At 40.6% G+C, this 13,135-nt stretch carries 9 protein-coding genes; 4 read left to right on the plus strand and 5 right to left on the minus strand.

What is annotated here, in order from left to right:
• Positions 1-90: 90 nt before the first annotated feature.
• A complete protein-coding gene (locus F9Y84_RS10410) occupies positions 91-1,500 on the plus strand; it encodes a YfcC family protein (RefSeq protein ID WP_128731515.1) in 1,410 nt (469 codons plus the stop codon).
• Between the two features lie 32 nt (positions 1,501-1,532).
• Here F9Y84_RS10410 and F9Y84_RS10415 read toward each other — a convergent pair whose 3' ends face one another.
• Positions 1,533-1,781 (minus strand): hypothetical protein, encoded by a 249-nt coding sequence (locus tag F9Y84_RS10415; RefSeq protein WP_147390883.1) that lies wholly within the window; start codon positions 1,779-1,781, stop codon positions 1,533-1,535.
• 306 nt (positions 1,782-2,087) lie between these two features.
• Here F9Y84_RS10415 and F9Y84_RS22175 point away from each other — a divergent pair, with 306 nt between their 5' ends.
• The gene (locus F9Y84_RS22175; protein WP_225740821.1) at positions 2,088-2,531 is read left to right on the plus strand and encodes a GAF domain-containing protein; all 444 of its coding nucleotides are present in this window, start codon (positions 2,088-2,090) and stop codon (positions 2,529-2,531) included.
• A gap of 18 nt (positions 2,532-2,549) precedes the next feature.
• Positions 2,550-4,646, plus strand: a complete 2,097-nt coding sequence (locus F9Y84_RS10420; RefSeq protein WP_244297415.1) for a putative bifunctional diguanylate cyclase/phosphodiesterase — start codon at positions 2,550-2,552, stop codon at positions 4,644-4,646.
• A gap of 524 nt (positions 4,647-5,170) precedes the next feature.
• Here F9Y84_RS10420 and hemH read toward each other — a convergent pair.
• Positions 5,171-6,190, minus strand: a complete 1,020-nt coding sequence (gene hemH, locus F9Y84_RS10425; protein WP_125252947.1) for a ferrochelatase — start codon at positions 6,188-6,190, stop codon at positions 5,171-5,173.
• 234 nt (positions 6,191-6,424) lie between these two features.
• On the opposite strand from hemH, the gene F9Y84_RS10430 reads away from it, so the two are divergent.
• Complete coding sequence (locus F9Y84_RS10430) at positions 6,425-7,978, plus strand: methyl-accepting chemotaxis protein (RefSeq protein ID WP_125252948.1); 1,554 nt, start codon at positions 6,425-6,427, stop codon at positions 7,976-7,978.
• 192 nt (positions 7,979-8,170) lie between these two features.
• On the opposite strand, the gene F9Y84_RS10435 is transcribed toward F9Y84_RS10430, so the two are convergent.
• The 3 genes from F9Y84_RS10435 to F9Y84_RS10445 form a co-directional block, all read right to left on the minus strand.
• The gene (locus tag F9Y84_RS10435; RefSeq protein WP_147391372.1) at positions 8,171-9,379 is read right to left on the minus strand and encodes a tyrosine-type recombinase/integrase; all 1,209 of its coding nucleotides are present in this window, start codon (positions 9,377-9,379) and stop codon (positions 8,171-8,173) included.
• 737 nt (positions 9,380-10,116) lie between these two features.
• Entirely contained in the window at positions 10,117-11,340 is a 1,224-nt protein-coding gene (locus F9Y84_RS10440) for a DUF642 domain-containing protein (protein ID WP_168756756.1), read from the minus strand.
• A gap of 365 nt (positions 11,341-11,705) precedes the next feature.
• Positions 11,706-12,929: a DUF642 domain-containing protein gene (locus F9Y84_RS10445; protein ID WP_168756757.1), complete on the minus strand. Its 1,224-nt coding sequence runs from the start codon at positions 12,927-12,929 to the stop codon at positions 11,706-11,708.
• Positions 12,930-13,135 lie beyond the last annotated feature (206 nt).

Genomic DNA, 13,135 nt, shown 5'->3' on the forward strand with positions numbered 1-13,135 from the left:
TAAAATCTACTATTAAAAAGTGAAATATGCTCCGAATATCGGTAAGATGCTGAGCAATTTTATCGTTACCTTTTTGGAGCTGTACTTTCCATGGCAAAAACATTGAAAGTTCCTCATACCTTAGTGTTACTTTTGGGTATGATGCTTATTGCACTAATATCTACTTGGGTTATCCCTCAAGGCTTTTTTGATACTGCGACTACAGAGTCAGGTCGACAAGTTGTATTACCTGGTACTTACCATATTGCACAAGAATCTGTACAACTCACCCCTTGGGACTTGTTAAAAGCAATTCCCCGTGCTTTTGCAGCAGCGCAAGATGTAATCTTCTTTGTAATGATTGTGGGTGGTGTACTTGCCATAGCTCGTGCAACTGGCACAGTAGACGCATTAATTGGAAGGTTATTGGAAAAACATGGAGATAAGCCGCAAAAGCTTATTTTTATGGTTGTGTTTTGCTTTGCTATTGCTTCGAGTGCGATTGGTACCGCTGGCGAGTATATCCCATTTGTACTTATTCTCGTTGCGCTTTGTAAAGCAATGAAACTTGACGCAATGACGGCTGTGGGCATGATAATTGCCGGTTATGGTATAGGTTATGGCGTCTCAGCGTTTAATCCGTTTACCGTGTTAATTGCACAACAAATTGCCGAGGTTCCTGTTTATTCAGGTATTTGGCTGCGCTTCGCTATTTTTGTTCCTTTTGTATTGATCGGCTTTCATCATGTCTGGAGCTACACTAAAAAAGTTCAATTAGATCCAAACGCTTCGATGATGAAAGATGTTCCGTGTCCGTTAGCTGGACAAACACAACCTAGTTACCCACAGCTTAACGGCAGACACCAAGCCGTGCTTGCTACATTTATCATCACTCTTGTATGCGCGGTTTGGGGCATAGCAACGCAAGGCTGGTATCTTTATGAGCTAGGCGGATTGTTTATTGCTTGGGGTATCATTATTTCTATTTTAGGTAAACTTTCAGCTGATGAAGCTGCAAACCGCTTTATCGAAGGCGTTTCTGATCTTGTCACAACCGCTGTATTAATTGGTGTTGCCCGTGGTATTGCTTTAATTCTGGAAGACGGCCAAATCCTTCATACTATAGTGAATGGGTTATCGACACCTCTGTCTTACGTTGCAGCTGAAATTTCTGCTGTCGGGATGCTACTTATCCAAACATTGTTAAACATGTTTATTCCTTCTGGATCAGGACAAGCCTACGTGACTATGCCATTGATGGTACCTGTTGGTGACTTAGTTGGTGTGCCTAGACAAGTTGCCGTATTAGCCTATCAATTTGGTGATGGCTTCTCTAACATGATAGTGCCAACTAATGCCGTACTTATGGGTATTTTAGGAATGGCTGGCGTCCCGTATACACACTGGTTTAGATTTTGTTTACCATTGATGGCTAAGTTAATGTTTGCTGCGGCTACTGTTTTAGTGCTTGCAGTCATGTTTGGCTATGGACTTGATGTACAGCCACAGTTAGTTAGCTAATTCCAAAAGTAAATCAGGTAATGCAAACTGCATTACCTGATCCTAAAGTCAGCTTGCTCATCGCAAGTGATATTTTTCCAAACACCTTCTTCAAATAACATTTTCAGCGATTTCTTCATATCAACTGGCTTAATGAAGAGAGCTATTTTAGGCATGAAAATCTTGGCAATAACTCCGCTACCGTACCCTGCTATCGCCAAAGTACCTAGCTCAGTAGGCAAGGCAAAAATTTTGCTACTTAGTTGCTCTAAATAAGAAGTTTTTGACGCAGTTAGCGTCAAATTTACTTCTTCAAATTGAGCAAGTATTAGGGTTATTTGGTATTACACGGCTGGCGCTAAAAGGCCTAACCCCTTGCAAGCAAAGCACACTAATATACAGCTCGCGCCTGATATACTAAAAACGAGCACAAGCATTAAGACTAGATGATAGAAGTATAGCGTCATTAAAAACCTAAAATTTTAAGGCAAACATAAGCCACTTAAAGCAAATTTATTGATCTGCATTTATATTGTCTGTAGTTTTATAAGCTACTATTACCTACTAAACAAAAAAAGTTGCCGCTATCTTTAGCCAAACAGAATGTTATGAATTTAACCTTTAGCCAATTTTACAATTTGACTTCTACTTCCCAACGGTATCAATTTGCATTGAACCAACTGCATCAACTGTTTGATGCGGATCATTGTTTTGTAGGCAAGTTTATTGATGACGATACCCGTGTAAAAACACTAATGTATCTACAAAAAGGTGAAGAAGTTGACAATATTATCTACGACCTTGAGGGTACACCGTGCTCGGATGCTAAAGCCAGTAGTGATGTCTGCAACGTAACATGTGGCCTACAACAGCTATATGAACAAGATGATATTCTCCGTGTACTTTGTATTGAAGGGTATCTTGGCGTTACCTTGCGAGCACTAGATCATAAACCTATTGGTATTTTGGTCTGTATGTTTAATAAAGAAAAGGTAATAACAACGGAGCAGAAAGAGTGGTTTCAAGAACTTGGCCACCTAATAGCGACTTAGCTAAGCCATAACATCGAATTGACCAAACAAGGGCTGCTCCTTAAACAACTAGCTAAGGGCGAACAAATTGCAAACTTATCGACTTGGACATGGCAACTTAAACAGAATAAACATTACTTTTCCACGCACCTAAATCACCTATTAAAATCTCATACAACAGCTCCTACATTGTCGTTGCTATTAGAGAAATTAACATCTGAGGATAGTGAGCGGGTCAAAAACGCATTAAACAAGGTAAAGTCTGGTGAAATAAGGTATGTGGATTTACAAGTCTCATTAATAACGCGTGATGACCATAGTGGTTTACTGCGAATTATTGGTCAGGTTGAAAATGACCCGCATCATGGTGACGAATTGGCGTTTACCGCGACAATCCAAGATATTAGTTATATATCTTCGCTCAATAAGCAACTTGAATTAACCAACGTTGTATTTGAACATGCAACAGAAGCCATTATGATCACCAATAGCAAAAATAAGATCATTATGGTAAACCGCGCATTCGAAAGACTAACTGGTTACACCGGCTATGAATTAATAGGTCAAGATCCAGCAGTATTGTCATCTGGAAAGCAGGATAAAGCTTTTTATGAGTCAATGTGGTCATCGCTTTATACACATGGCCACTGGAAAGGTGAAATTCAAAACCGCCGCAAAAATGGCCAAATTTATCCAGAAGAGCTGACACTGAGTGTAGTAAAAGATGAACGCGGTGAAATAGCCAACTATGTCGGAATATTCCGAGATATTACCGAATGGAAGCGGAACGAGTCACAACTTACTTTTTATGCTAATCATGAACCACTTACGGCCTTACTAAATCGTCGTAGCTTTATGCAGCGTTTAGAGGAGAAAATTTCTGGTTCTAGAAGCAATAACACAAGTTGCTCATTATTATTTATTGGACTCGATAGATTTAAAGAAGTCAACGACGTGTTTGGTCCCGAAATTGGAGATAAGGTTCTTATATCAGTCGCAAAGAGGCTCAAAAATGCCGTGCGGCAAAATGATATTATCGCAAGATATGGCGGTGATGAGTTTGCATTATTACTTAGCCATAGTGATGTAGAGAGTGCATTAAAAGTTGCTGAAAAGTTATCACAAAAATTATCTCAACCATATGTATTTAGTGAAATAACAATAGAGTTGACTTGCTCAACAGGCGTAGCGCAACTTGAGGCTGGCTCTCGGATCACCGCAGCTAACTTGTTAAGAAATGCAGCACATGCACTCAACAGCGTGAAAAAAGCAGAGCGAGGTCAGGTTGCACTCCATAATGCCACCATACAAAATGCTTATCTGAACAAAATAAAACTCAAAGATAGATTGAAACAAGCATTGAAAGAGAAAACGCTTACTGTCTACTATCAACCTATCGTGAACGCAGATACTCATCATATTACCAAGTTGGAAGCGCTTGTTCGCTGGTTTGATGATGAGTATGGAATGGTATCGCCAGGCACGTTTATCCCCATTGCGGAAGAGTTTGGACTGATACACTTAGTTGGTCAATTTGTGCTCGAAAAAAGCTGCCAAGATTTAGCGCAGATCCATAAAGCAGGCTTTTCAGATGTGGGAATTTCAATCAACCGCTCGGTAAGTGAATTTAAAGCCAGTATTAATCAAGTAAAGTTAATCACCAGTGCCATTGAAAATGCTCAAATCCCCTATGATTCAATCACGATTGAAGTGACAGAATCTCTGGCAACAAACCGCTATACTTGGAGAACATTAAATGAGTTGAGAAAGCATGGAGTAAAAGTATCACTTGATGACTTTTGCACCGGTTACTCTTCTTTAAGTAACTTGATTGAAAACCAAGTGGATTATCTAAAAATTGATAAGAGCTTTGTCGACAGCTTGATGTCTGATTTAAACAAGCAAGTTATGATAGATTGCCTGATCAAACTTAGTGACAAGTTAAGTATTGACGTCATAGCTGAAGGTGTGGAGCACCTAAGCCAACTGGAGAAATTACGAGAGCTAGGCTGTCACCACATACAAGGGTTTTTCTACAGTCCGGCAAAGCCAATCGAAGCATGTTTAACACTCTTACATACCAATGCTTTTGTTGAATTTGCTGGTGCAGAGCGTGAAACAGCAGCTGAACGATAAATGAGGTGTTGTTAGCTGCTCTTCATTAGGGTAATACTCTGCTTTTAAATAAAGAAATACCGTGTATCCGCCCAATAATCAATAACGAGTCTACACTGATACCACAACGTCAACATGACACAACGCGGTTATACTAAGCCTGAAATTTTTATGTATTCAATCTGTTAATTAATACCAATTTGACTTAATATTTGTTCAATTTGAAGGAGTAAATCTGACGCTAACATCGTTAAAAATTGCTTATCTAGAACAAATAAATAGCAAACTTGCCTACAGGAAGTAGGTACCTTGGCGGTAGCGGGGCTATCGACAAGGTTTTCTCGCCTCAAAATAGACCTCTTAATTAAGAAAATTGGTATAACAGACAAACTCGATGACTTTAACACCGAGCTTGCGCCACATGGTTTTGATCTTATATCCGTTTTGGAGTAATCGATAGTGTGGATTGGGAATATAATATAGAAGCGCCAGTGAGGATAGGGGATTTACCTCATCGGTAAATCCTCTGGTTAATTGCAACTGTTCTAAAGTAGCGGTTTAATAAGCGCCGTGATTGCTTTGATATGATCATCACGATCATTAAGCGCTGGAATGTAGCGGTATTTGTCACCACCTGATGACTCAAAAACCTCTCTGTTCTCAACTTCAAGTTCTTCCAGTGTTTCTAAACAATCAGCACTAAAAGCGGGACTCAATATTGCCACATCTTTTACTCCTTGACTTGGAAGGCTTTCTAACGTTTTGTCAGTATATGGCTGCAACCATTCTGCCTTACCAAAGCGACTCTGGAACGTAGTTATCACTTTATCTTTGTCTAACGCCAGCTTTTCAACCACAAGGCGAGTCGTTTGTTGGCAAAAACAGTGATACGGATCGCCCCTATCTAAGAATAGCTTCGGAGTACCGTGATATGAAAATACCAATTTTTCTGGCTCTCCATGCACTTCTAAATCTTCTTTAATAGAGTTCGCCAGTGATTCTATGTACAGAGGGTGTTTGTGATACCCATTTATGAAGTGTAGCTCGGGAACCCAACGCCATCCTCGCAAGACTTTAGACACCTGATCAAAGGTTGAACCCGTTGTGGCGCTGGAATATTGTGGATAAAGAGGAACGATAATAATTCGAGTCACACCTTTATTTCGCAGCTTTTCCAAGCCGGATTCTATGGAAGGGTTTCCATAACGCATCGCCAGTTCGACTTCTATATCGTTAAAGCCTTCATCACGAAGTTGCTTCTCGATCTTAGCAGTTTGGGCTTTACTAATGGTGATGAGCGGTGAGCCTTCGTCGGTCCAAATAGACTGGTAGGCGTGGGCTGATTTCTTTGGACGAACCCGAAGGATGATTCCGTGCAAAATCATCAGCCAAATCAACCTTGGAATTTCAACGATGCGTGGATCAGAGAGAAACTCAGCAAGATAGACCCTAAGGGCTTTTGCAGTAGGTGCATCAGGGCTACCTAAGTTGGTTATCAAAATCCCTGTTTTGGAGTTAAATCTACCTTCATGTGGGTTATCAGTAATTGCTGAAAAGCGAGACACCAAACGCTCCTTAGGTTATTATTCAAGTGCTATTATTTTACAAGAAAGCTTGTACGTGAGTAAGCCCAATTTAGATCTAAACTCGATCAAATCAATTTGCGCCGCGAAATCTCTCACACTATAGTTGTAATTATCGTTAATTAATCCCTTCTCTATTGCTATTCAGTGTGTGAGGGCGTATTTTCCTGCATTCACAAAAGGAAAATAAAATATCTGTAGTTTTGGAATATTTAAATGAGAACCAACCACCCAATAACTCAAAGAGAAAAAACGTTTTCTCGTGACGTAAAACTGATTTCAGTCACTGACCTAAAAGGCAATATTATTGACTGTAATCAAGCACTTATCGACATTAGCGGCTTTTCGCGTGACGAGTTAATTGGTCAGCCTCACAACCTTGTTCGCCATCCAGATATGCCGCCTATTGCTTTTGCTACAATGTGGAAGCAGCTTAAAACTGGTAAGCCGTGGATGGGGATCGTAAAAAATAGATGTAAAAATGGCGATCATTATTGGGTGGACGCGTACGTGACTCCAATCACTGAAAATGGCCAAATTGTTGGTTATGAGTCAGTGAGAAGCTGCCCTGATAGGTCAACTGTTGAACGTGCAAGCCAGCTATATAGTAGCGTTAACAGTAACAAAAGCGGTGGCATAGGCCTGCCGAAACTACGGATTATCTGGCCTGTTTTCAACATTATCTCATCATTATTGCTGTGGTATTTTGTTTCCGAGTCTGCAGGATTCTTCTGGCTGATGGCAAATATGCTCGGATACTCGGCTTATGCAACTTGGCGCGATAAAGAGCAACTAAAGCGCTTAGAGTCTGAGCTTGCTCATAGCTTTTGCGACGAAATTTCACAACAAGTTTACTCCACTTGGGATGGCACGATGGCGTCTATCCAAGTACGCTTAAAAAGCGAACGCGCCCATCTTGACACTATCCTTACCAGGGTAGAGCATGCCGCGCAAAACGTTTCAAAAGGTGCACATACTGCCAGTAACGAAGCACAAGCAACCTACGCAGACCTACAAAAGCAACAATCTGAAACCGAGCTTGTAGCAACAGCAATGAATGAAATGACTACAACTATTAATGATGTCTCAAATAGCGTTCAGCTGAGCGCCAAAGATGCACAAAATTCATTGGAGTTGACGTCTCAGACAGAGCAAATCGCCAACAAAACCAAAGTAGCATTTAGCGACCTGAGTAACACAATTTCGGATATTCGCAGCTCCGTTGAAGGCGTTTCTAAACAAACTGATAAAATAGCGGCAGCCGCACAAATTATCGAACAAATTGCAGAGCAGACGAATTTGTTGGCACTAAATGCCGCCATCGAAGCTGCAAGAGCGGGAGAGCAAGGTAGGGGCTTTGCCGTAGTCGCAGACGAGGTAAGGCATCTAGCACAGCGTACTCAAGAGTCAACAAAAGAGATCCACGCTATCATCGAAGAGCTAACTAGCAGCACACAAGCATCTGTTAATATCGCTCAACAAGGTCAGGAAGAATCTCTTCACGGTATTGATCAGCTGAACCAAAGTACTGATATGCTTCAGCAAATTACTCAAGCTGTAATACAGATAAGTGATATGTCCATGCAAATTGCAACATCAGTTGAACAGCAAGCAACCGTATCAGACGATATTAACCAACAGGTAGTCAATATTGCTCAACTTGCAAATAATAGTCTAGATAGTGCAGATAAAGTGCATCAAGAAAGTAAAGATTTAGAGTCAATTGCAAAAGAGATGCACGAATTAATTGTACGATTCAAGCGTAATTAGCCGCGATAATATGAACATCCATATGCCACACATTAAGTAATGTGTGGCATTTTGTTACGCTAATTTAACCTCTGAGTAAGTATTCCACTTCATTTTTCCCGTAGCCATACCTGTTGTAACACTTGTAGAAACAGTAGGTTAGACACCATTTTTAATTTTTTGTAGCAGCAGATCTAGATTGTATTGATTAGGCTATATTTTTCGTTTTAGCCCAGATTTTGCCCGCTCTTTAATATTAGTTTGAATATAAATTTGGTCTGTAGTTGCAATTTTTGCATGCCCAAGATCTTCTGATAGGTGCTTAAGCGGGCGATGCTGTGCGTCGTGAGTCGCACCAGTGTGCCTCAACCAATGTGATGTTGCGGCTTGTAATTGCTCTGATTCTTCTGTGAATCCATCCTCTTTTAACTTATCTACTGCCAAATCAAAGCTCTGCTGAACTATACGGCGTAATTGGCGAACATTCATACCACCTTGTCCGCGTAACTTATGGATAATCGGATATGGCTCATCAACACGTGGGAGGGCACTTAAACCTCGATAGTGGCGATAGCGTTTTAAGTAACCAATAAAATCTTCACTTAATGTCACGTCTCGCAACTTATTACCTTTACCCATGATCCTGAGATACCAAAAGTCATCTTGATCTTGCCAAAAGTGACTCATAACAGGAGACCAATGAGGGCGATCTGACAGTTCAGAAATACGTAAATATAAACCTTTTAAACACGCAAGAACGAAAAGGTTTCGCTCTAAATCCGGTTGTTGCTCACATAAGTCACGGGTGACTCCGAATACGTATTCCCACTGCAGATCACTCAATGTGTCGGGAAGGTTTATTTGTGACTGTACAACCAAGTAGGGACTATTTTTCTTTACCACAGGAACAAAATTGGTGAATGATTTTTCCTCCAAAATTGCAAACTTATAAAACACGTTAAGTGCCGTAAACATTGCGGCCAATGTCTGTTGGCTCGCACCATTTTCTTTTAGAACAAAAGGGCGCCAATTCTTATTAACTCTACGGATCCCTTGGTCTTGTTTGTAGCGCCATTGAACAGAAGTTTGCGTCCATGCTTTGTCCGGCTCAACAACAAAATCAACATATGCTTCAACATCTTCACGTTTTAAATCAAATACAGACTTTTGTGCTATCAGCCATGACCACAAATAAAAACGCTCAAGCTCATTACGGAACCGATTAAAAGTAGCCTCTGATTTACGACCGTAAACATATAAAAACTGAAATAGAAACTGCAGTTCCGCTTCAACAGGCAAAGATTTATTATGCACGACTAAGAATTTAGCCAACTCTGGATATTCATGTGCTAACGTATTATCTTCTAGATGCGCGATTTGATACCTAAGTTGCTTAAAAGTATCGACTAAAGGCAGAACCATAAAAAGTCCGATATTGGTTAGTATTGGACATATTATAGTAACGATAACACGAATAGTGCAACCCAAACAAAACAACCCATAATTTACGTTATGTTAAATAGTTAAATATGAGACATTTTGGCTTGTTATGTCCGCAGCGCGCGCTGTATTCATATTATCTTGGTAGATAACTAGAGTTCACCCACCTCGTTTACCAATGTACGAACACCCATTCTTAGCTACTACTTCATCAAAACATTTTCTAACAGGCATAATCTTCTCGCCTTGGTCAATAGAGGTTACCACTGAACAATATAAATCATCTAAAAGCTGTGTTTTTGTTGCACTTGCTTTTGTAAACACCCGAGTATGAATGTGCTCCAGTAGATCCTTGCGTGATTTTGTTGAAATTTGGATTATTTGCTTTAGATGTGTATTGGCTTAATCAAACTTAATGGTTCGACCATACTGGGGTAAAAACTAGGCATGAGCAGTCTGCTTAAACTTGCTTAACAAGCTGTTGGTTTTGTTTTTTGAACCATGGCTTGAACCTAAAAAAAGCTGAACAGTCTAGCAAGAGCTTTCGCTAAAATATTTCAAATCTTACGCGGTCAGACATCACACATGTTATGCGAAGTGGACTGTGTGGCCACAACGTTTCAATGTTCCCATATATTTTAACACCTTAGAGTGAACCTTCATTTATAAAAAAGCGAGGAACTCCCCTCGCCTTTATTTTAACGCTACTGCATTAATGGTTATTGGCAATTAGCGACATAGGTTAAATCGTTAATATGCTCCGGTGCATCCATGACATAAGTCGCTTCGCCTGTATTAGCATCTAGCGTATAAAGTTTTGCATCCTCACCTTTGTTACGCCCAGACACATATAATGTGCCATCGATACTCACTGCAAGACCCGAAGCCCAATTTACGCCATGCTCACCCACTAAGTCTAACGTCATGGCTCCTTTGTCAAGCACATACAATGCTTTGCCTGTTAACACATAAATTAGATTCGTGTCAGCTGAGTATGCAATATCGCCATGTGAGAAGTCATCACCTGCATAGCTTAATTTGCCTAGTACCGTTTTTGCACCACTTTGTAAGTCAAACTCGTACAAGTACGTTTTACTGCTTGAAAGGAGCTTTGTACCATCTGGGGTAACCGCTGAGCGGTAAATCGGCCAAGACACGGTATTGGCTGCGAGCGTTTGCTCGGCGCTATCTAGCGAAACTTTCCACAGTGATGAAGCTTTGGTCGTACCGTTATTCTGCTCCATAAAATATAGCTCACCGTTGTGCGCCGCGATGTTAGAGGCGGTGTTATCGACGCCTTCTACATATGAATACGTACCACCACTGGTATCAAAGTGGTAAACATAACTATTGCTCTGTTCGCCGAAGTTGTTTATGCCATAAACACCCACTTTACAACCCGTCGTTGGTGCTGGTGTCTGTGCTTCTTCTGTCACAACAACGTTGTCGAGTAACGCACCTAAAGAGTCTGAACGACCCATTCCTTGAAACCTTAGTTGAGTAACCTCACTTGATGCAACGACCGTATATTCAAACTTCTGCCACCCTAATGTGTTGGCATTCATAGTAGTTAAAGTTGTATCTCCAAACCATACTCTGGCACGGTTTGTCGAATTATCTCCTTCAACCCTTGCTGAATAATAAAAACTTACTTTGTATTTGTTACCAGCAGTCGTCGCAAGATCTTGGTAGATGGTATAGTTGCCCGTCGAGTCGAGTTCAACGTGGTTACTGCCATCTTGCGAGTTTATAAAACTAATGGTTGATTTTTGAATTTCTAGCTGAGCACCAGCTATCGTCCACCCCTCAATCTCGTTCACTAACCCCCAAGTTCCTGTCAACACCGAGTTATTTTCAAACGACCCATTACTAACTAAGTTTGGCGAGCCTATTGTGGCAAACGGTAAAATAATTAGCGCTGAGTATAATAGAGCTGCTCTCATAATAAATCTCCGTTAAAGTACCTGTATATTTACTGCACAATACATGCCAACACAAACAGTGAATAACTCAATATTTATCAATAGCTTACACTTTTTATTTGTATCTTTTCTCTTGAAGTTTCAAGTTTATTCGCAGAATGCAATTGCGGATTTTCATTTTACGAAAAGTGATTTTTTAGCGTAGGCAAACCCTATATCAATATTGAATAGACCAATGGAGCAAAGTTATTCATACCGGCAAGAGAATAAAACGTAATAGATCAACATTCTTTTAGTAGGTGTGTCGTATCGGTTACTGCTCTGACGTAAAAACAAAAAAGCGAGGGACTCCCCTCGCCTTTATTTTAACGCTACTGCATTAATGGTTATTGGCAATTAGCCACATAGGTTAAATCGTTAATATGCTCCGGTGCGTCCATGACATAAGTCGCTTCGCCTGTATTCGCATCTAGCGTATAAAGTTTTGCATCCTCACCTTTGTTACGCCCAGACACATATAATGTGCCATCGCTACTCACTGCAAGACCCGAAGCCCAATTTACGCCATGCTCACCCACTAAGTCTAACGTCATGGCTCCTTTGTCAAGCACATACAATGCTTTGCCTGTTAACACATAAATTAGATTCGTGTCAGCTGAGTATGCAATATCGCCATGTGAGAGATCATCACCTGCATAGCTTAATTTGCCTAGTACCGTTTTTGCACCACTTTGTAAGTCAAACTCGTACAAGTACGTTTTACTGCTTGAAAGGAGCTTTGTACCATCTGGTGTAACCGCTGAGCGGTAAATCGGCCAAGACACGGTATTGGCTGCGAGCGTTTGCTCAGCGCTATCTAGCGAAACTTTCCACAGTGATGAAGCTTTGGTCGTACCGTTAGTCTGCTCCATAAAATATAGCTCACCGTTGTGCGCCGCGATGTTAGAGGCGGTGTTATCGACGCCTTCTACATATGAATACGTACCACCACTGGTATCAAAGTGATAAACATAACTATTGCTCTGTTCGCCGAAGTTGTTTATGCCATAAACACCCACTTTACAACCCGTCGTTGGTGCTGGTGTCAGTGCTTCTTCTGTCACAACAACGTTGTCGAGTAACGCACCATAAGAATCAGAAGTACCAACTCCTTGAAATTTGAGTTGTGTTGAGCTTGATGTCGCCTCTACAGTAAACTCGTATTTTGACCATCCTCGTGTCGTCGCATTCATTGTTGCCAGCGTATTTTCGCCAAACCAAGCGCGTGCAAGATTTGTTGAGTTATTATCTACAACACGAGCCGAGTAATAAAAGCTCACTTTGTATTTTTTACCAGCTGTAGTCGGTATGTCTTGATAAATCGTGTAATTAGCCGTTGAATCAAGCTCTAAATACTGATCCCCGTCTTGTGCGTTAATGATACCAAGACTTTGCTTTTGGATCTCGAACCTTGCTCCGTCTCGATTCCAGCCCTGTAAGTCATTAAACAAAGCCCAATTGCCAGAAATACTACCTGATGTTTCAAATGAACCATTGATGACTAAATTATCAGCAGCATTGGCTGACCCAACTGCTAACAACATCGCACCTGCAATAACGCTTAATTTCATACCTACTCCAAACCACAAGCTGAATTTGTAAATTAAATGTTTACAAAAACCAAAACAACATACTACCATTGTCGTACTTTTCTACTCCATGGTCAATGAGTAATCAAAAAACCAGACTTAATCATTTATTTAATCCATTTCCACTCATAAAAAACAATACTTTTTAACTAGAGTGTTATGGGTGCGATTGAAAGTAACACTACCAT

Source organism: Pseudoalteromonas peptidolytica, from assembly GCF_012641745.1.
GTDB lineage: Bacteria > Pseudomonadota > Gammaproteobacteria > Enterobacterales > Alteromonadaceae > Pseudoalteromonas > Pseudoalteromonas peptidolytica.

Excerpts from the sequence above, each read along its gene's own strand:
- F9Y84_RS10410 (WP_128731515.1), top strand. The coding sequence starts at position 91 with ATGGCAAAAACATTGAAAGTTCCTCATACCTTAGTGTTACTTTTGGGT.
- F9Y84_RS22175 (WP_225740821.1), top strand. The coding sequence starts at position 2,088 with ATGAATTTAACCTTTAGCCAATTTTACAATTTGACTTCTACTTCCCAA.
- F9Y84_RS10430 (WP_125252948.1), top strand. The coding sequence starts at position 6,425 with ATGAGAACCAACCACCCAATAACTCAAAGAGAAAAAACGTTTTCTCGT.
- F9Y84_RS10435 (WP_147391372.1), bottom strand. The coding sequence starts at position 9,379 with ATGGTTCTGCCTTTAGTCGATACTTTTAAGCAACTTAGGTATCAAATC.
- F9Y84_RS10440 (WP_168756756.1), bottom strand. The coding sequence starts at position 11,340 with ATGAGAGCAGCTCTATTATACTCAGCGCTAATTATTTTACCGTTTGCC.
- F9Y84_RS10445 (WP_168756757.1), bottom strand. The coding sequence starts at position 12,929 with ATGAAATTAAGCGTTATTGCAGGTGCGATGTTGTTAGCAGTTGGGTCA.